Origin of the sequence: Allostreptomyces psammosilenae, assembly GCF_013407765.1 — a bacterium.
Classification (GTDB): domain Bacteria; phylum Actinomycetota; class Actinomycetes; order Streptomycetales; family Streptomycetaceae; genus Allostreptomyces; species Allostreptomyces psammosilenae.
Window position 1 is genome coordinate 1,115,867 of the sequence record NZ_JACBZD010000001.1, and the last position, 19,589, is coordinate 1,135,455.

Annotated in this window: 14 protein-coding genes; 7 read left to right on the top strand and 7 right to left on the bottom strand. The window is 74.3% G+C overall.

All coding sequences use genetic code 11. The features are described from left to right. Positions 1-96: 96 nt before the first annotated feature. From FHU37_RS04385 to FHU37_RS04400, 4 genes are all read left to right on the top strand, one after another. Positions 97-828 carry a polysaccharide deacetylase family protein gene (locus FHU37_RS04385; RefSeq protein WP_218903938.1) on the top strand — a complete coding sequence of 244 codons (732 nt, stop codon included), beginning with the start codon at positions 97-99 and terminating at the stop codon, positions 826-828. Positions 829-837: 9 nt separating this feature from the next. Beyond that, positions 838-2,205, top strand: a complete 1,368-nt coding sequence (locus tag FHU37_RS04390) for an SGNH/GDSL hydrolase family protein (protein ID WP_179812907.1) — start codon at positions 838-840, stop codon at positions 2,203-2,205. Positions 2,206-2,386: 181 nt separating this feature from the next. Next, complete coding sequence (locus FHU37_RS04395; RefSeq protein ID WP_376773890.1) at positions 2,387-3,694, top strand: extracellular catalytic domain type 1 short-chain-length polyhydroxyalkanoate depolymerase; 1,308 nt, start codon at positions 2,387-2,389, stop codon at positions 3,692-3,694. Positions 3,695-4,187: 493 nt separating this feature from the next. After that, positions 4,188-6,740, top strand: coding sequence for an alpha-L-arabinofuranosidase family protein (locus FHU37_RS04400; RefSeq protein WP_179812908.1), 2,553 nt, complete (start codon positions 4,188-4,190; stop codon positions 6,738-6,740). Positions 6,741-6,828: 88 nt separating this feature from the next. On the opposite strand, the gene FHU37_RS04405 is transcribed toward FHU37_RS04400, so the two are convergent. Beyond that, positions 6,829-7,962, bottom strand: coding sequence for a substrate-binding domain-containing protein (locus FHU37_RS04405; protein ID WP_179812909.1), 1,134 nt, complete (start codon positions 7,960-7,962; stop codon positions 6,829-6,831). Positions 7,963-8,220: 258 nt separating this feature from the next. On the opposite strand from FHU37_RS04405, the gene FHU37_RS04410 reads away from it, so the two are divergent. Continuing rightward, complete coding sequence (locus FHU37_RS04410; RefSeq protein ID WP_179812910.1) at positions 8,221-9,495, top strand: ABC transporter substrate-binding protein; 1,275 nt, start codon at positions 8,221-8,223, stop codon at positions 9,493-9,495. An 82-nt stretch (positions 9,496-9,577) separates the two neighbouring features. Here FHU37_RS04410 and bla read toward each other — a convergent pair whose 3' ends face one another. From bla to FHU37_RS04425, 3 genes are all read right to left on the bottom strand, one after another. After that, on the bottom strand, positions 9,578-10,573 hold the full coding sequence (gene bla, locus FHU37_RS04415; protein ID WP_179812911.1) for a class A beta-lactamase: 996 nt from the start codon (positions 10,571-10,573) through the stop codon (positions 9,578-9,580). Between the two features lie 361 nt (positions 10,574-10,934). Next, positions 10,935-12,227, bottom strand: coding sequence for an MFS transporter (locus tag FHU37_RS04420; protein WP_179812912.1), 1,293 nt, complete (start codon positions 12,225-12,227; stop codon positions 10,935-10,937). A gap of 90 nt (positions 12,228-12,317) precedes the next feature. Further along, entirely contained in the window at positions 12,318-12,983 is a 666-nt protein-coding gene (locus FHU37_RS04425) for an ArsR/SmtB family transcription factor (protein ID WP_312892417.1), read from the bottom strand. 149 nt (positions 12,984-13,132) lie between these two features. Here FHU37_RS04425 and FHU37_RS04430 point away from each other — a divergent pair, with 149 nt between their 5' ends. Beyond that, a complete protein-coding gene (locus FHU37_RS04430) occupies positions 13,133-14,419 on the top strand; it encodes an APC family permease (RefSeq protein WP_179812914.1) in 1,287 nt (428 codons plus the stop codon). An 83-nt stretch (positions 14,420-14,502) separates the two neighbouring features. Here FHU37_RS04430 and FHU37_RS04435 read toward each other — a convergent pair whose 3' ends face one another. Beyond that, positions 14,503-14,820 (bottom strand): Rv3488 family transcriptional regulator, encoded by a 318-nt coding sequence (locus FHU37_RS04435; protein ID WP_179812915.1) that lies wholly within the window; start codon positions 14,818-14,820, stop codon positions 14,503-14,505. A 189-nt stretch (positions 14,821-15,009) separates the two neighbouring features. Between FHU37_RS04435 and FHU37_RS04440 the strand changes: the two genes are divergently transcribed. Beyond that, on the top strand, positions 15,010-16,260 hold the full coding sequence (locus FHU37_RS04440) for an MFS transporter (RefSeq protein WP_179812916.1): 1,251 nt from the start codon (positions 15,010-15,012) through the stop codon (positions 16,258-16,260). A gap of 62 nt (positions 16,261-16,322) precedes the next feature. Here the strand turns inward: FHU37_RS04440 and FHU37_RS04445 are convergent, their stop codons facing one another. Together FHU37_RS04445 and FHU37_RS04450 are read right to left on the bottom strand one after the other, a co-directional pair. Beyond that, the gene (locus FHU37_RS04445; RefSeq protein ID WP_179812917.1) at positions 16,323-17,876 is read right to left on the bottom strand and encodes an SGNH/GDSL hydrolase family protein; all 1,554 of its coding nucleotides are present in this window, start codon (positions 17,874-17,876) and stop codon (positions 16,323-16,325) included. Between the two features lie 35 nt (positions 17,877-17,911). Continuing rightward, complete coding sequence (locus FHU37_RS04450) at positions 17,912-19,471, bottom strand: GDSL-type esterase/lipase family protein (protein ID WP_179812918.1); 1,560 nt, start codon at positions 19,469-19,471, stop codon at positions 17,912-17,914. Positions 19,472-19,589 lie beyond the last annotated feature (118 nt).

A 19,589-nucleotide genomic window follows, 5' to 3' on the forward strand; every position in this document is an offset into this window, starting at 1 on the left:
CCATCACCTACCGGATACTTAACGAAACTTTCGAGGGCTCGTCCCGTGGCACGGCGCCCGGCGCCGCTCACGGGCGACCCGAAAGGGGAAGAGATCGTGAGCGCGATCACCCACCGCGGTCGACGCCCGGGGCGCCGCCCGCGCCGCTCCTGGGTCCCGCTGATGCTGAGCGTCGCCGTGTGCCTGAGTGCCGTCACCCTGGCGGGGCCGGCCCAGGCCGTGCCCGCCAACGACACCATCGTCGACTCCACCCGACGCGGCGGGAACACCGTGGCGCTCACCTTCGACGACGGCCCGAACCCGGCCGACACCCCCCGCCTGCTGGAGGTGCTGCGCCAGCACCGGGTCAAGGCGGTCTTCTGCCTGTGGGGCGACTACGTCCTGGCCCACCCCGACATCGTCCGGGCGATCGCCGCCGACGGCCACGTCCTGTGCAACCACAGCATGCACCACGACGACATGGCGTCCTGGGAACCGGAACGCGTGCGCGCGGACCTGCTCCAGACCAGCGCCGCGATCCGCCGCGCCGTCCCGGGCGCCCGAATACCCTACTTCCGCGCCCCGTACGGCAGTTGGGGACAGTCCGGGACGGTGGCGGCCGACCTCGGCATGCAACCGCTGGGCTGGCGGCTGGCGGTCGCGGACTGGGAGCCGACCCCGGCCGACGAACTGGTCCGCCGGATCCTGGAGGGCGTGACGCCCGGCGCCGTCGTACTGCTGCACGACGGCGGCGGCGACCGGTCCCCGACCGTCGACGCCGTCGAACGGATCATCCCCGACCTTCGTTCCCGCGGCTGGCGGTTCGACCTGCCGGCCCGGCGCGGCTGAGGAGCCCGGATGCGACCCATCACCACTGGACGTCCCCTCGGCCCCGCGGCGCTCCGGCACACGCCCGCCGCGCTGCTCGCACTGGCCGGCCTCCTGGTGCTCGGACTGCTCGCGCCCCGCGCCGAGGCCGTCCCCACCCGGCCGACCCCCACCCCGCCGGCGGCGACCGCCTGGACCGGGACCTGGGCCACCGCGCCGACCACCGTCCCCGCCGGCGACACCACCGTCTTCGAGGACCAGACCATCCGGCAGGTGGTCCACGCCAGCGTCGGCGGCGGCGCCGTGCGGGTGCGGCTGACCAACGAGTTCGGCACCACCCCCCTGGTCATCGGCGAGGCGCGGATCGCCCTGCGCGACACCCGGGCCGCGGGCGCGCGCACCCTGCGCGACACCGACCGGCCGCTCACCTTCGGCGGGCGGCCCTCCACCACCATCCCCGCCGGCGCGCCCGCCCTCAGCGACCCGGTGACCCTCCGGGTGCCCGCCGGCGCCGACCTGGTGATCAGCCTCTACCTGCCGCACCACACGCCCGGCAGCACCACGCACGCCTTCGCCTTCCAGCACAACTACGTCGCCGACGGCAACGTGACCGCGCGGCAGGACATCGAGGCGACCCGGACCCTGGACCGCTGGTACTTCCTCTCCACGGTCAGCGTCCGGACCGGGCCCGACGCCGCCGCGGCCCCCGCGCCGGACCGCGGTGCGGCCGTGATCGCCCTCGGCGACTCCATCACCGACGGCGGCAACACCACCGTGAACGCCAACCACCGCTGGCCGGACCTGCTGGCGGAGCGGCTGCGCGGCTCCCCGCGCACCGCCGGCATCGGCGTCCTCAACCAGGGCATCAGTGGCAACCGCCTGCTGCACGACCCCAACCCCCCGGCCGGCCATCCGGCCGAGGCCTACGCCGCCTACTTCGGGCACAGCGCGCTGCGCCGCTTCGACCGGGACGTCGCCGCGCAGCCGGGCGCCCGGTACGTCGTCGTCCTGCTCGGCGTCAACGACCTCGGCCACCCGGGCACGGTCGCCCCCGAGTCGGAGCGCGTCACCGCCGAGGAGATCATCGCCGGCCACCGGCAGCTGATCGCCCGGGCCCACGAACGCGGCCTGCGGGTCTACGGCGGCACGATCCTCCCCTTCGCCGGCGACAGCCTCGGCTTCTCCAGCCCCCAGAACGAGGCGGCGCGCCAGCAGGTCAACACCTGGATCCGGACCAGCGGGGAGTACGACGGCGTCATCGACTTCGACGCCGCGCTGCGCGACCCCGGGCAGCCAGACCGCCTCGACCCCCGCTACGACAGCGGCGACGGCCTCCACCCCAACGACGCCGGCGCCCGGGCCATGGCCCAGGCCGTCCCGCTGACACTGTTCCAGTGACCCGCCGCCCGCGGGGCCGGCCGAGCCGGCCCCGCGGGCGGTGCCGCGAGACCTCACGACGGTGCCCGCCCGGCGCTCCCGCCACGTCGACGAGCACGCGCACCACGGCCCCCGGAGCCGCCCCGGCGGCTCAGGCGGCCGCGCCACCCCGACGAGCAACGGTCCAGAAAGGATTTTTGACGTGTCCAACACAACAAGGGGCACGGCGCGCACCCCGCTCCGCACGACGCTCTCCGCCCTGCTGGGCGTGGTCATGCCGATGCTGGCGGCGCTCCTCCTCGCCGCGCCCCCCGCCGCCGCCGCGACCCTGACCGAGGTCACCAACTTCGGCAGCAACCCCAGCAACCTGCGCATGCACCTGTACGTCCCGGACAGCGTCACCACGCGCCCGGCGGTCCTGGTCGCCAACCACTACTGCACCGGCACCGGCCCCGCCTTCCACGCCGGCAGCGGCTTCTCCCAGCTCGCCGACCGCTACGGCTTCATCGTCATCTACCCGTCCGCCACCCGCAGCGGCCAGTGCTTCGACGTCTCCTCGCCCCAGGCGCTGCGCCGGGGCGGCGGCAGCGACCCGGTCGGCATCCGCTCCATGGTCGACTACGTGGTGCGCACCCACAACGCCGACACCGGCCGGGTGTTCGTCACCGGCGCCTCCTCCGGGGCGATGATGACCAACGTCCTGCTCGGCAACTACCCCGACGTCTTCGCCGCCGGCGCCGCCTTCATGGGCGTGCCGTTCGGCTGCTTCGCCACCACCGACGGCTCCGGCTGGAACAGCGCCTGCGCCAACGGCACCGTCATCCGCACCCCGCAGCAGTGGGGCGACCTGGTGCGCGCGGCCTACCCCGGCTACACCGGCCCCCGGCCGCGCATGCAGTTGTGGCACGGCACCGAGGACAGCATCCTGCGCTACCCCAACTTCGGGGAGGAGATCAAGCAGTGGACCAACGTGCACGGTCTCACCCAGACGCCGGCGCGCACCGACTCCCCGCAGGCCAACTGGACCCGCACCCGTTACGGCGCGACCGGTGACCAGGCACCGGTGGAGGCCATCAGCATCCAGGGCGCGGGCCACGACCTGCCCTCCGGTGACATGGCCGCCCGCGCCGTCCACTTCTTCGGGCTGGACGGCAGCACCCCCGGCCCCGGGCCCGACCCGGATCCCGGAACCGGTGCCTGCCGGGTCACCGTCACCACCAGCGCCTGGAACACCGGCCTGACCGCCTCCATCAGCGTCACCAACACCGGCACCACGCCGGTGAACGGCTGGTCCCTCCGCTTCACCCTGCCCTCCGGCCAGACCATCACCTCCGGCTGGGGCGCGACCTACGCACCGTCCAGCGGCGCGGTGACGGCGACCAACGCCGCCTACAACGCCACCATCAACCCGGGCGCCAGCGTCGGCATCGGCTACCAGGCCGGCCACACCGGCAACACGGCATCGCCCACCGGGTTCACCCTGAACGGCGCGGCGTGCACGGTCGGCTGATCCGCTGACCGACCCCTGCCCCACGCGCGGGGCGGCCGTCCCGGGGGGCGGCCGCCCCGCTCTCCGTGTCCACGCAGGAGAGGCCCAGTTCGGGCCGCCGTTGTGGTCGCTAACATCCCTGCCGTTCCAGGAGCCACGCCCGACGCGGCCGGCGACGCCGCGGCCGGACGGCCGGGCGCCGTCGCCGGCCGGGGCGGCCCGGTGCTGACGGCCCGTCCGATAGTGGCCAGCATCCGTGCTGCGGTCGTCCCGGTCACCGCATTGTGGGCGGTGACCTGCGGTCTCATGGCGGCACCGGGGGCGGTGCGGTGGCCCGGCCGGGCGTCGGCCGCCGCCCGCGCGCGCCGCGCGAGGGGTTGACCTGGTTCGCGCCGCCTCCATACTGAACTCCGCCGAACCCTGTTCGCGCTAACAATCGAGGAACCATCGGCGCGCGAGCTGTCGTGGGCATGATCACGCATGGATCCGACCCCTTCCAGCACGAAGGAGCAGCATGCCGAGGAGAGCCGTACGGGGGAGGGGCGTCCTGGCCGCAGTGCTGGCCACCGCCGCCGTGGCGGTGCCGGGCACGGCCGGGGGCGCCCCGGTGGCGGCCGACACCACCGACTACTCGATCACGATCGACTCCACCGCGATGGGCCCGGAGATCGCCGACACCATGTACGGCGTCTTCCTGGAGGACATCAACTCGGCCGCCGACGGCGGCCTGTACCCCGAACTCGTCCGCAACCGCTCCTTCGAGTTCAACCCGGCGGACTCCGGCTCCTACACGGGCCTGACGGCGTGGCGGGAGACCGCGACCGGTGGCGCCACCGGCTCGCTGCGGGTGGTGGACGACGCCGAGCGCCTCAACGAACGCAACCGCAACTACCTGCGGCTCGACCTGGACGGCGGGGCGGGCGCCGGGGCCGGGTACGGCGTGAGCAACGCCGGTTTCCACACCGGCATGGCGCTCACCGCCGGCGACAGCTACACGTTCTCCGTCTGGGCCCGCACCGACAACCCCGCGGGCACCCCGCTGACCGTCTCCCTGCGCACGGCGGCCGGCCAGGCGCTCGCCGCCGACCTGGCGATCGACGTCCGCGGCGACGAGTGGACCAAGTACAGCGCGACCGTCACCCCGACCACCTCCGCCACCGACGGCAGCCTGGTGGTCACCGCGGGCGGCGGCGGAACCGTCCGGCTGGACATGGTCTCCCTCTTCCCGGAGGAGACCTACAAGAACCGGCCGAACGGGCTGCGCAAGGACCTCGCCGAGAAGATCGCCGCCCTGAACCCCGGCTTCCTGCGCTTCCCCGGCGGCTGCCTGGTCAACACCGGCAGCCACGAGGCCTACGAGGCGCCGAACTGGCCGCGGAAACGCTCCTACCAGTGGAAGGACACCGTCGGCCCGATCGAGGAACGCGCCACCAACCACAACTTCTGGGGCTACAACCAGACCTACGGCCTGGGCTACTTCGAGTACTTCCAGTTCGCCGAGGACATCGGCGCCATGCCGCTGCCCGTCGTCCCGGCGCTGGTGACCGGCTGCGGAGAGAACCGGGCCACGGACGACCCGATCCTGCTGCAGCGCCACATCCAGGACACCCTGGACCTGATCGAGTTCGCCAACGGCCCGGTCGACTCCACCTGGGGCCGCCTGCGCGCCGAGATGGGCCACCCCGAGCCGTTCGGCCTCACCCACGTCCAGGTCGGCAACGAGGAGAACCTGCCCGACGCCTTCTTCGAGCGCTTCGTCCGGTTCCGCGCGGCCATCGAGGCCGAGTACCCGGACATCACGGTCGTCTCCAACTCCGGTCCCGCACCCGACGGGGCCACCTTCGACCGGCTCTGGGCGCTGAACCGGCAGGCCGGGGTGGAGCTGGTCGACGAGCACTACTACGTCTCCCCGCAGTGGATGCTGGAGAACAACGCGCGCTACGACTCCTACGACCGCGAGGGCCCCGAGGTCTTCCTCGGCGAGTACGCCTCGCGCGGCAACACCCACTACAACGCCCTGGCCGAGGCCGCCTACATGACTGGCCTGGAACGCAACGCCGACGTCGTGCGGCTCGCCTCCTACGCCCCCGTGCTGGCACACGAGGACTCGGTCCAGTGGAGCCCGGACCTGATCTGGTTCGACAACTCGACCTCCTGGTCCACCCCCAACTACGAGGTGCAGCGGCTGTTCGGCAACAACGTCGGCGACGCGGTCGTGCCCAGCCGGGCCACCGGCACCCCGGCGCTGACCGAGCCGATCACCGGCGCCGTCGGACTGTCCACCTGGGCCACCAGCGCCGCCTACGACGACGTCCGGGTCGTCTCCGCCGACGGCACCGAACTGTTCGCCGACGACTTCTCCCAGGGCGCCGCGCGGTGGACGCACGCCGTCCCCGCGGGCACCTGGACCGTCCAGGACGGCGCCTACCTGCAGACCGACACCGCCGCCACCAACACCCTGGTCACCGCCGGCGACCCGGCCTGGCGCGACTACGACCTGCACCTGAAGGCGACCAAGCGCTCCGGCGCCGAGGGCTTCCTGATCGCCTTCGGCGTCAGGGACACCGGCAACTACTACTGGTGGAACCTCGGCGGCTGGAACAACACCCAGTCCGCCGTGGAGAAGGCCACCGCCGGCACCAAGGAGACCCTGATCGCGGACGGCACGACGATCGAGACCGGCCGCGAGTACGACGTCCACATCCAGGTCCGCGGCACCGAGGTGAAGCTGTTCCTCGACGGCCAGGAGTGGGGCAGCTTCGTCGACGAGAACACCGCCGAGCCGTTCCGCCAGGTCGTCACCCGCGACGACCGCACCGGCGAACTGATCGTCAAGGTCGTCAACGCCCAGGACACCGCCGCCCGCACCCGGATCGACCTCGGCGACGGCGTCCGGGTGAACCACACCGCCCGGGTCACCACCCTGGCCGGCGACCCCACCGCCACCCACGACGCGACCAACCAGCCGATCCGGCCGGTCGAGTCCCGGTTCCGCGGCGTGGACAACCAGTTCAGCTACACCTTCGAACCCAACTCCGTCACCTTCCTGCGCATCCGCGCGCGCTGACCGGTCAGCGAACGGCGGTGCTCCGCTCCCTCGCCGAGGGGGCGGAGCACCGCCGTGTCGTCCGGCCGGGCTGGACCCGGTGCCGCGTTCAGCCCCGCGCCGCGGCGACCTCGGGGGAGTTCGCGCGCCCGCACGACTCCCGCACCACCAACCGCGGCTGCAGGGTGAGCTGGCGGTGCGCCGCGGGCTCCTCGGCCGCCAGGCTCTCCAGCAGCAGGTGCGCGGCGCGCTCGCCGAGCTGCCGCTTCGGCGGGGAGACCGCGGTGAGCGGCACCTCCGCCAGGGCGGCGATCTCGTCGTCGTAGGCGACCAGCGCCAGGTCCTCGGGCACCTGGAGGTTCCGGGCCCGCAGCAGCTGCTGCATCTCGATGGCGTCCTGGTCCGAGTGCACCAGGGCCGCGCGGGTCCCGGTGGCCAGGCAGTCGTCGATGAACCGCGCGTGGTCCTCGGCGACGGTCGCGGAGCGCCGGGCCGGGGCCTTGGTGAGGTGCCGGGGGGCGTCGTCGAGGCCGAGGCGGCGCACGGCCTCGGCGTGCCCCTCGGCGACCAGGGAGGCGGTGGGGCTGGCGGAGGCGAACAGGGCGACCTTGCGGTGCCCGCCCCCGGCGAGGTGGCGCACGGCCGCGTAGGCGCCCTGCCGGTGGTCGGAGACCACGAGGTCGCAGGGCTCGAAGGGGTCCTCGGGCTGGCGCTCGACCAGGACGAAGGGCACCCGGCGGGCGCGCAGCCGGTCCAGCAGCTCGGAGGGCACGCTGTGGCCGGTCCCGCTGGGGGCGATCAGCAGCCCCTCGGCGCCCGAGGCGCACAGCTCCTCGATCTGGACCAGGTCGCGCGGGCTGTCGTAGGGCGTGAGGCCGATGACGACCCGGGCGCCGTGCTCGGCGGCCGCGGCCCGGACGCCGGCGACCACCTGGCTGTAGTAGTAGGTGACCGAGGGCACCAACAGCCCGAGCACCGGTCCCCCCGGTACGGCGGCGGCCTCCGGGGCGGGCTCCCGGGACGGCTCGGGGACCGCCTGGCGCGGCGGCTCGCCGCCGGGCGCCGGCAGCGAGATGGCGCCCCCGCGCACCCGGGTGAGGCGCCCCTGCCCGGCGAGTTCGGTGATGTCACGTCGGATCGTCCCGGCGGACACCCCGAAGCGGGCCGCGAGGTCGGCGACGCGCACCGCCCCGCGAGTGCGTAGCTCCGCCAACAGGGAATCGTGGCGCTCCTCCGCGAACACGCTGCTCCTTCCGCTCTGTGGGGCTCGTGGCCGCCCAGGCGCGCCGGGCGGCCGGCACGGTGGCGGTGAGGACCGCGCGGCCCCACGACGATCACAGCATAGGGGACGGTCGCAATCGTTCACGAGCGTTCATGAGCGACATTGGCGTTCGTGACCACTTTCTATCAATCACGTTCGAAGATGTTGACTGTGTGTTGGTCGTGGAGCAATGTGGCTGCCCAGCCGGGACGAGGAAGCCCGGGCTACCAGGGAGGTCCCATGCCGTCCAGACACAGAGCCCGCCGCGCCGCCGCCGGGGCGGGGATCGCCGTGAGCATGCTCCTCGCCACCGGCTGCGGAGGCGGGGACGGCGGCTCGGGCGGAGGCGTCGAGATCCGCTACTCCTGGTGGGGCAACGCCGAGCGGGCCGAACTCATGCAGCAGGCCATCGACCTGTTCGAGGAACGCAACCCCACCATCGACGTCCAGCCGACGTTCTCCTCCTTCGAGTCGTACTGGCAGAAGATCGCCACCGAGGCGGCCGGGGGCGGCACGCCGGACGTGATGCAGATGGACGTGCAGTACCTGCGCGAGTACAGCGACAAGAACGTCCTCGCGGACCTCGGCCAGGGACCGGCCGGGGAGACCATCCGCACCGACGGCCTGCGGCCCGGCCTGGAGGAGTCCGGGGTGATCGACGGCGCGCGGTACGCCGTCCCGGCCAGCAGCAACGTCTACTCGATGGTCTACGAGCCCGCCGCCTTCGAGGCCGCCGGGCTCCCGGACCCGGCCGAGGGCTGGACGTGGGACCAGTACCACGAGGCATACGCGACCATGGCCGACACCGACGTCAAGGCCGGGCCGGGCTACTCGGGCGTGCTCTACGTGCTCGAACTCCAGCTCCGCCAGGAGGGATCCGCCCTGTACACGGAGGACGGGCAGCTCGCCGTCAGCCGCGAGCGGGTCCGCCGGTTCCTGCAGGAGGGCAAGGACAAGCTCGACGCGGACCAGCTGGTGGATCCCGGCATCGCGGAACAGATCTCCCCGGAGTCCCCGCTCACCCAGCGGCTCATCGCCTCCGAGTTCGCCTGGGACAACTTCCTGGTCCGCTACTCGGCGGAGACCGACGCCGAACTCGCCCTGGCGGCTCCGCCCACCACCGACCCCGGGGGGCCGAGCGGGCTGTACATGAAGCCGGGCGTGATGCTCAGCATGTCGGCGAACAGCGACCACCCGGAGGAGGCCGCCGCCCTGATCGACTTCCTGATCAACGACCCCGAGGCGGGCGCGATCCTGGGCAGCGTCCGGGGCATCCCGGCCACCGAGGCCCAGCTGGAGGCCGCCGACCTGAAGGGCCACGACCTGGCCGTCGCCGAGTACGAGCAGCGGGTCGCCGACGTCCTCGGGGAGACGCCGCCGATGCCGCCCGCCGGAGCCGGCGCCGTGGAGCTGGCGCTGGCCCGCGCCAACGAGGACATCTCCTACGGCACCCTCAGCGTCGACGAGGCGGTGGACCGCTTCTTCACCGAGGCCGAGGAGGCCCTGGCCGACTGAGGCGGCACGCCGCCCCGACGCCCGGGGACGGACGCCCCCCGCCCCGGCGGCAGCCCCGCCGCTGGGGCGGCCCGCCGGGCCGTCAGCGTCCCAGACCCCGCACGGCCGCGGCGGCGGCCTCGGCGATCAGCTCGTCCCGCCGCTCGGCGCCCTGCTCGTCGCGGCTGGACATCACCGCCAGGACGATGGGGGCGCCGCCGTCGGCCGGCCACACCACGGCGATGTCGTTCCGCCCGCCGTACCCGGCGGTGCCGCTCTTGTCGGCCACGGTCCACCCGTCCGGCAGGCCGGCGTCGACCAGCGTCTCGCCGGTGGTGTTGGTCGCCATCCACTGCCGCAGCAGCTCGCGTTCGTCCGCCTCCAGGGCGTCGCCGAGCAGGAACGCCCGCAGGCTCCCGGCCATCGCGCGCGGCGTGCTGGTGTCCCGGACGTCGCCCGGCGTCCCCTCGCTCAGCTCCGGCTCGTACCGGTCCATCTCGGTGACCTCGTCACCGAGGTCCTCCAGCACGGCCTCCAGGCCGTCCGGCCCGCCGAGCGCCTCCAGCAGCAGGTTGGCGGCCGTGTTGTCGCTGTACCAGAGGGTGGCGGCGCACAGCTCGCGCAGGCTCATCCCGGTCTCGACGAAGTTCTCGGTCACCGGGGAGTGGTCGACCAGCTCCTCGCGCGAGTACTCGACCACCTCGCCGATCCCCTCCACCCCGTACTCCCGCAGCACGGCGCCGACCGCCAGCGCCTTGAACGTGGAGGCGTACGCGAACCGCTCGTCGGCCCGGTGGGCGACCTCCCGGCCCGTGCCGGTGTCCAGGGCGTACACCCCGAGGCGCGCGTCGTACTCGTCCTCCAGCGCCCGCAGCCCGTCGGCGACGGACTCCGCGTCCGGAGCGGCCGGGGTCGTGGCCGCCGGGGCGGTGGCCGCCGGGGTCGCGGGGGCCGTGGCCGCGGGCGGGGCCGGCCGCTGGGAGCCGTCCGGCGAGTCGGGCGCGGGGGCGGCGTCCCGACCGCAGGCCGCCAGCGCGACGAGCGCCAGCACTCCGGCGGCCCGGGCGGCGCCCCGGCGCGTGCCGCGGAAGTACGTCATGGAAGCAACCTCCACACCCTCGAACGACCTCGGCCGCGCGGACCCCGGTGACCTCGCGCCAGGGGACGGCCCCGGCGGGCACCACCCTGGCGCCCGCCGGGGCCCGCCGTCCAACCCGGCGGCGTCCCATCCGGACGGGGGCCATCCGCCGGCGGAGTTGTCCACAGGCCGCGGAAAGGGGGCTGCGCGCGGTGATCCACTCATGGGATCCTGAGAACAGGGGGTCCCCCTCGGGCCCTCTAGCGGCATGTGGTGGAAGAACGCGGAACTTCGAGCCGCATGGGTCGAAGGCCGCGCAGCGTGGTCCGATGACGATCCGGCCGGTGAGCGCCGGGGAGCCGGGGCCGGCCGGCGGGGCGGGTCAGGACTCGCGGCGCCGCGCGCTGGCGGCGATGGCGGGCAGGACGGCGAGCGCCAGGACGCCCCCGGCCAGGGCGAGGACGGGGAAGCCGGCCGCCGCGACGACGACGCCGGACGCCATGCCGCCGGTGGCGCCGGCCACGGCGATGGCGACGTCGACCAGCCCCTGGGTCCGGGCGCGGGTGGCCAGGGGCAGGGCGTCGGTGATGATCGCGGTGCCGGAGACCAGGCCGAAGTTCCAGCCCAGGCCCAGCAGGGCGAGCGCCAGGGCGAGCAGCGCGACGGAGTCGCCCGGCGCGACCGCGGCGAGGATGCCGGCGCCCAGCAGCGTGACGCCGGAGGCGGCGGCCACCGCGACGCGGCCGTGGCGGTCGACCAGCCACCCGGTCAGCGGCGACGGCAGGTACATCGCGCCGACGTGGACGGCGATCACCAGGCCGGAGGCGGTGGTGCCGTGGCCGTGGTCGTGCATGTGCACCGGGGTCATCGTCATGATCGCGACCATGACCGACTGGGTGACGATCATGACCACCGCCCCCGGCAGCACGCCCGGGCCGCGTCGTTCGGCCGCGTCGGAGGTGGCGACCGCCGCCGGACCGCTCGCCGCGGTGCGGTCGGCGGCGTGCAGGGCGCGGGCGAGCAGCAGCGGGTCGGGCCGCAGCCAGAGGGTGAGGACGCCGGCGGCCAGGGCGTAGGCGACACCGGCCAGCAGGAAGGGGCCGGCCAGCCGGGGGATGCCGAGCGCGTGGGCGAGGTCACCGGTGGGGGAGGCGAGGGTGGGGCCGACGACGCCGCCGAGGGTGGTGGCGACCAGGACGGTGGACAGGGCGCGGGCGCGGTGGGCGGGGGCCGCGAGGTCGGCGCCGGCGTAGCGGGCCTGGAGGTTGGTGGCGGTTCCGGCGCCGTAGACGAACAGCGCGGCGAACAGCAGGACGGGGGCGTCGAGCACGGCGGCGGCGATGACGCCGGCGCTGCCGACGGCGCCGGCGAGGTAACCGGCGGCGAGACCGGGGCGGCGGCCGTGCGCCTGGGATATCCGGCCGACGGCGACGGCGGCGAGCGCGGAACCGGCGGTGAACAGGGCGCTGGGCAGGCCGGCCAGGCCGGCGGAGCCGAGCATGTCCTGGGCGAGCAGGGCGCCGACGGTGATGCCGGCGGCCAGCCCGGCGCCGCTGAGCACCTGGGAGGCGACCAGGACGGTGAGGACGCGGCGCTGGGCCTCGGCGGGACGGGGGTGCCGGGTGGGCGCGGGGTGGCGGGATGCCGCGCTCGCGGCGGGGGCGGTGCTCGTCACGGGGTTCCTTCGCTGGGGCGGCCGTGGCCGCGGACCGGCCCGGCCACCACCCGCCCAGGACGGGTGGCGGCCGGGGTGGGTGAGTGGGGGTCAGGTGGCGTCCACGGGCAGCTCGGCCAGCCGCCACTCCAGCATGCCGTCGCTCAGCCGGATCGCCCGGCGGCCGAGGCCGGTCAGCAGCCGTACCGCGTCGTGGGCCAGCACGCAGTACTCGCCGCGGCAGTACACGACGATCTCGGTGTCCTCGGGGAGCTCGTCGATCCGGTCGCGCAGCTGCCCGATCGGGATGGAGACGGCGCCGGGGATGTGGCCGGCCCGGTACTCCTCCACCGGGCGGACGTCCAGCACCACGACGTTCCCGGCCGCCACCCGGGCGCGCAGCTCCTCGCGGGTGACCTCGGCGGCGCCGTCCCGGCCGAGGTAGGCGTCCAGGGCGGCGGGGACGGCGGCCTGGTGCCGCTCGGCGACCTTGCGGAGCAGCGCGAACAGCTGGGCGACGTCGTCGCCGGCGAGCCGGTAGTGGACGCGCGTGCCCTCCCGGCGGGTGGCCACGAAGCCGGCCTGCTTGAGCGTCTGCAGGTGCGCCGAAGCCGTCGTCAGGTTCAGCCCGGCCGCCTTGGCCAGGGCCTCCACGGTGCGCTCCCCCTGGGCGAGCAGGTCGAGCAGTTCCAGGCGCTTCCCGCTGGCCAGCGCCTTGCCGCTGGCCGCGAAGGCGTCGTACAGCCGGGCCCTGGTCTGCGCTGCGGTGCTCTCCACCAATGCATCCTCCATAAATCCATGGAATATCGTAGATCAGGCGGGACGCCGGGACCACCCGCCGGCCGCGGAGGGCGGCGCGGGCTCATATATCGTGAGCCGATATCGACGCCCGTATGCGACGCGGCCGTGTCGCCGAGGAGTGAGCCATGCGCGAGCCATCGACCGCCGCGGGGATGCCGGACGAACTGCACCGACGGCTCGGGCTGTCCGACGCGGTGGTGATCGGTCTGGGATCGATGATCGGCGCGGGCGTCTTCGCCGCCCTCGCCCCCGCCGCCCGCGCCGCCGGCTCCGGCCTGCTGCTCGGCCTCGCCCTGGCCGCCGTGGTGGCCTACTGCAACGCGACCTCCTCCGCGCGGCTCGCCGCGCGCTACCCGGCCTCCGGCGGCACCTACGTCTACGGCCGCGAGCGGCTGGGCGCCTTCTGGGGCTACCTGGCCGGCTGGGGGTTCGTCGTGGGCAAGACCGCCTCCTGCGCCGCCATGGCCCTCACGGTCGGCTCGTACGTGTGGCCCGAGCGGGCGCACGAGGTCGCGGTCGCCGCGGTGGTGGCGCTGACCGCGGTCAACTACGCCGGGGTGCGGAAGTCGGCCGCGCTCACCCGGGCGATCGTCGCCGTGGTCCTGGCGGTGCTCGGCGCGGTGGCGGTCGCCGCCCTCACCTCCGGCGCCTCGGACCCCGCCCGGCTGGACGTCGGCGCCGACGCCACCCTCGGCGGGGTGCTCCAGGCGGCCGGGCTGCTGTTCTTCGCCTTCGCCGGGTACGCGCGGATCGCCACGCTGGGGGAGGAGGTCCGCGACCCGGCCCGCACCATCCCCCGCGCCGTCCCGCTCGCCCTCGGCATCACCCTGGTCGTCTACGCCGCCGTCGCCGTGGCCGTCCTGTCCGTGCTCGGCCCGCAGCGGCTGGCCGACGCCACCGCCCCGCTCTCGGACGCCGTGGCCGCCGCGGGCGCGGGCTGGCTCTCCCCGGCCGTGCGGGTCGGCGCCGCCGTGGCGGCGCTGGGCTCACTCCTCGCGCTGATCCTGGGCGTCTCCCGCACCACCCTGGCGATGGCCCGGGACCGGCACCTGCCGCCCGCCCTGGCCGCGGTGCACCCCCGCTCCAAGGTGCCGCACCGGGCCGAGCTGGTGGTCGGCGCGGTGGTGGCGGTGGTCGCGGCGACGGGGGACGTGCGCGGCGCGATCGGGTTCTCCTCGTTCGGCGTGCTGGTGTACTACGCCGTCGCCAACGCCTCCGCCTGGACGCTCTCCCGCGCGGAGGGGCGCCCGCCGCGTGCGGTGCCCGTGGTGGGGCTGGCCGGATGCCTGGTGCTGGCGTTCTCCCTGCCGCTCTCCTCGGTGCTGGCCGGCGCCGCCGTGCTGGCGGCCGGCGCCGCGCTGTACGGCGTGCGGCGCGCGGCCGGCGCCGGGCGCACCTCCCAGCGGCGGTAGAGCCGGGGCGGGGCCGACAGACACCGCGCGGCGGGCCGGCACCGCGCCGCATTCGGGCGACTGCCGCCCGTCGACCGGCGCCGCTACGGGGCGTCGTCGCCGTCGTCGTCGCCGAGGACCTCGCGGGCCAGCTCGGCCAGCGCCCTGCGGTCCTCGGCCAACGCCTGCCGGCCGGCCTCGGTGGCCCGGTAAACCCGCCGCACCCGGCCGTCCACCACCCGCTGTTCGGAGACCAGCAGGCCGTCCGCCTCCAGCCGGTGCAGCGTCGGGTACAGGGTTCCGGGGCTGATCCGGTAGCCGTGCCGGGCGAGCTCCGCGGTCATCCACGCGCCGTGGATCTCCTCCTCGGCGGCGTGGTGCAGGATGTGCAGCCGCACCGCCCCCCGCTGGAACTCCCGCACCCGCCCCACCTCCACACCGCCCGCCGGGCAGTGACGAAACCGATATCGGCATTCGATCGTACGCGGGTGCCCGGGGCGATCCCTGCCGTGCGGCCCTCTCCCAGGTAGCCCTCGTTTGCCGATATCCGTCGTGTGCAATTATTGTGGCCGCTCGCAAAGCTTTGAAGCAATGACTTGGAAGGTCTTCGCATGCCTCTCGCGCTGCTGGCCCTGGCCATCGGGGCCTTCGGGATCGGCACCACCGAGTTCGTCATCATGGGTGTGCTGCCCCAGGTCGCGGACGACTTCGGGGTGTCCATCCCCACCGCCGGCTGGCTGGTCTCGGGCTACGCCCTCGGTGTCGTCCTCGGTGCCCCGCTGCTGACCGTGCTGGGCACCCGGGTGTCCCGCAAGAAGATGCTCATGTTCCTCATGGGCCTGTTCGTCGCGGGCAACGCCCTGTCCGCCGCCGCCCCCACGTTCGGCGCCATGCTCGCCGGCCGCGTCGTCGCCTCGCTGGCGCACGGCGCGTTCTTCGGCATCGGCTCCGTGGTCGCCGCCGACCTGGTCGCCCCCGAGCGGAAGGCCTCGGCCATCTCGCTGATGTTCACGGGCCTGACCGTGGCCAACGTCGTCGGCGTCCCGGGCGGCACCCACATCGGGCAGGCCGCCGGCTGGCGGGTCACCTTCGCCATCGTGGCCGCGCTCGGCGTGGTCGGCCTGCTCGGCGTGGCCAGGCTGGTACCCGAGACGGGGCGGCCGGAGACCGGGAGCGTGCGCGGCGAGTTCGCCGCCTTCCGCAACGTGCAGGTCTGGCTCGCCATGGCGATGACCGTCCTCGGCTACGGCGGTGTGTTCGCCGCGATCACCTACGTCACCCCGATGATGACCGAGGTCGCCGGCTACGACGAGGCGGCGGTCACCTGGCTGCTCGTGCTGTTCGGCCTCGGCATGTTCCTCGGGAACCTGCTCGGCGGCCGGTTCGCCGACCGGGCCCTGATGCCGCTGCTGTTCACCTCGCTCGGCGCGCTCTCCCTCACCCTGCTGCTGTTCACCGTCACCGCCCGCCACCAGGTGCTCGCCGCGGTCACGCTGACGCTGATCGGCGCCCTGGGCTTCGCCACCGTGCCGCCGCTGCAGAAGTGGGTGCTCGACCAGGCCGCCGCCGCCCCCACCCTGGCCTCCGCCGCCAACATCGGCGCCTTCAACCTCGGCAACGCCCTCGCGGCCTGGCTCGGCGGCGTCGTCATCGCCGCGGGCCACGGGTACACCGCGCCGAACTGGGTCGGCGCCCTGCTCTCCGGATCCGCGCTGCTGCTGTCGTTCCTCGCCGCCCACCTGGGCCGGCGCGCCCGGAGCACCAGCCGGGTCGTGGCGGGCTCGCACACGGCCGCCGCCACGGCCGGCCGCGCGGATGCCGACCGCGCGGCCGGGCGCGCACCGGCCGGCGCCGGGCACTGACGGTCCGTCACGGTGCCCGGCCCGCGCGGGCCGGGCACCGTGACGGCGCGCGGAAGCGGGCGTTACGGCAGGTCGCCGATCCTGGTCAGCTCCAGGCCGTTCAGGTGGGCGGTCTGGCCGGAGACCACGACGTCCAGCCGCCCGTCGCGCACCTCGATGCCGCTGAAGGTGCGCGTGACGACCGACCGGCTGCTGGAGAGCTGGCCGTGGGAGACGCCCTCGATGGAGAAGTCGCTCCGGGCCGTGCCCAGCAGGTCGCCCACGTGGGCGGTCACCGCGTAGCGGCCGTCGGGGACGTCGGCGGAGAACTGGTAGCTCCCGCCGAAGTGGGCCACGAAGTCCCGCTGGACGTCGCCGAGCGCGTCGCCGCGGTCCCGGCTGATCATGCCGGTGGTGTCGGCGAAGCCGTAACCGCGCTCCGGGGTGTAGAGCGTGGCCGGGGTGACCTCGGTGAACCGCGCGTCCACCGGGCTGCCGGCCGGGCCGAAGTCGTACCGGTGGTCCGGCACCCGCGTGGTGGTCAGCAGCTTGGCCGAGGGGGCCGACTCGCCGGCGCCGTTCACGGCGATCACCCGCAGCTCGTACGCGGTCCCCTCGGCGAGGCCGCCGATGTCGGTCAGCGGGATGGTGGAGGTCGCCGCCAGGGTGAACTCGGCGTCCGGCGCGTACTTCTCCTTCTTCTGGATCCGGTAGATGTCGGCGCCGGGCACCGGGTCCCAGGTCAGCCGCGCGCCCTCGTTGGTGACGGTCTGTGCGGTCAGCCCGGCGGGCTTGGCCGGTACCTTGGTGGGCGGCGCGGTGTTGACGACGTGCCGGGCCAGCGGCGTGTCCAGCCCGGAGACGTCCTGGGCGACGAGGCGGGCCATCTGGATGGCGCCGTACTCCTGGAAGTGGGTGTCGTCGACGGTGCCGTTCGGCCGGTTCGGGTAGACGCCGGCCGGAACGTGCAGGAAGACCGACTTGGCCTCCTCCGGACCGATCCCGTCGAGGTAGGCGCGGCTGGAGGCGGACAGGTCCACCAGCGGCACGTTCTCCTCGGCGGCCACCTCGGTCGCCGCCTGGACGTACGTCGGGAAGGAGACGTTGAACCGCCCGGTCTCCGCGTTGAAGGACCGCCGGGAGACGGGCGTGACGATGACCGGGATGGCGCCGCGCTCGCGCGCGCCGGCGATGTAGTCGTCGCGGAGGTACTCCTTGTAGTCCTCCGGCGAGGTGTAGCGCTCCGGGATGTTGACGCTGGCGTCGTTGTGGCCGAACTGGACGAAGAGGTAGTCGCCCGGCTGGATCTCGTCGAGGATCGCGTCCAGCCGGCCCTGCTCGACGAAGCTGCGCGAGCTGCGGCCGCCGATGGCGTGGTTCTCCACGGTCACGTCGTCCGTGAGGTAGCGGTCGAGCATCTGGCCCCATCCGGCCTGGGGCGCCCAGTAGGGGTCGTAGGTCTGCACCGTGGAGTCGCCGGCGAGGTACACCGTGATCCCGTCGTCCGCCACCGCCGGGGCCGGGGCCGCCAGCAGCCCGGCCGCCGCGCAGGCCGCCGCGGCCAGCGTGGCGAGCAGGGGTCTGTGTCGGCGCCGGCCGCGCTCCGCGGTCGGTGGTCGGGTGGTCGTCGTGTCCATCAGTCGCTCCTTCGTGTCGGTCGTGAACGCCGGGGTCAGTCGCCGACCCGACTCAGTTCCAGGCCGTTGAGATGGGCGGAGGCGCCGTACAGCACCACGCTCAGCCGGCCGTCCCGCACCTGGACCAGGGGGAACGTGTGCTGGGCGACCTGGGTGTGGGCGGGGATGACCTGTCCCCGGTCGCCGCCTTCGAGGATGAAGCCGGTGCGCGCGGCGGTGGCCGCCGCGTCGCCGAGGTAGGCGGTCACCGCGTACGTGCCGTTCGGCACGTCCACGGCGAACTCGTGGGAGCCGCCCGGGAAGACCACGTAGTCCCGCGCCAGCGCGTCGGCGACCGGGCCGCTGTCGCCGGCGGTCAGACCCGCGGGGGCGGTGAAGCCGTAGCCGAGCTCGGGCGTGTGGACCGTCTCCGGCGTCACCTCCGCGTAGCCCTCGGCCAGCGGAGCGCCGGCCGGGCCGAAGTCGTAGCGCCGGTCCGCCTCACGGGTGGTGACCAGCAGCTTCGGGGAGGGCACCGACTCCCCCCTGGCGTTGACCGCGAGCACCCGCAGCTCGTAGCGGGTGCTCTCCGCCAGCCCGCGCAGGTCGGCCAGCGGGATGGGGGAGGAGGCGATCGTGGCGAACTCGGAGGACTCGTCGCCCTTCTTCCGCGCCTGGACCCGGTACAGCTCGGCGCCCGGGACGGCGTCCCAGGTCAGCCGGGCACCGTCGTGCGAGACGAGGGCGGCCGTCGGCGCGGCGGGCCGGCCGGGCTTGCGCGGGGTCCGGGGGAGGTCGACGTACCGCGAGAGCGGCAGGTCGAGGGCGGCGATGTCCTCGGCGATCAGGCGGGCCACCTCGGTGGCGCCGTACTCCTGGAAGTGGGTGTCGTCGATGGTGCCGTTCGGCCGGTTCGGGTACACCCCCGGGGGGACGTGCAGGAAGACCGACCTGGCCTCCTGGTCCCCGATGGAGTCCAGGAACGCCCGGCTGCTGGCGGCGAGGTCGATCAGCGGGACGTTCTCCTCGGCGGCGACCTCGATCGCCTTCTGCTCGTAGGCGGGGAACGACGGGGCGTAGCTCTCGGTCCGCACGTCGAAGGTCCGCCGGGAGACCGGCGTCACCACCACGGGCGTGGCGCCGCGTGCGAGCGCTCCCGCGATGTAGTCCTCGCGCAGGTACTCCTTGTAGTCCTCGGGCGGCGTGTACCGCTCGGGGCGGCTGACGGTGCCGTCGTTGTGGCCGAACTGCACCAGGAGGTAGTCGCCGGGCTGGATCTCGTCGAGGATGGCGTCCAGCCGCCCCTCCTCGATGAAACTGCGTGAGCTCCGGCCGCCGATGGCGTGGTTGGCGATGGTGACGTCGTCGGAGAAGAACTGGTCGATCACCTGGCCCCAGCCCGTCTGGGGCGCGTAGTAGGAGTCGTAGGTCTGCGCCGTGGAGTCGCTGGCGATGTAGACCGTCGGGGCGTCCGCCCCGGCGTCGGCCGCCGTCGCGGCGGCGGGCAGTGCCAGCCCGGCCGCCGTGGTGGCGGCGGCGCACAGGCCCACGAACGCCGTTCGGAACCCGTTGGGTCCGCGTCGCCGCGCGGTCGCCGGCTCCGCTGTTCCGCCCATCCCTGAAACTCCTCCGTGCCGAGTGCGAGGCCTGCCCAGACGCTGTTCCTGCCGCAGATCGATTCTGAAACGATTCATTTCTTGGCCGTAAAAGGACATGCCCGCCGAATGGACCGGG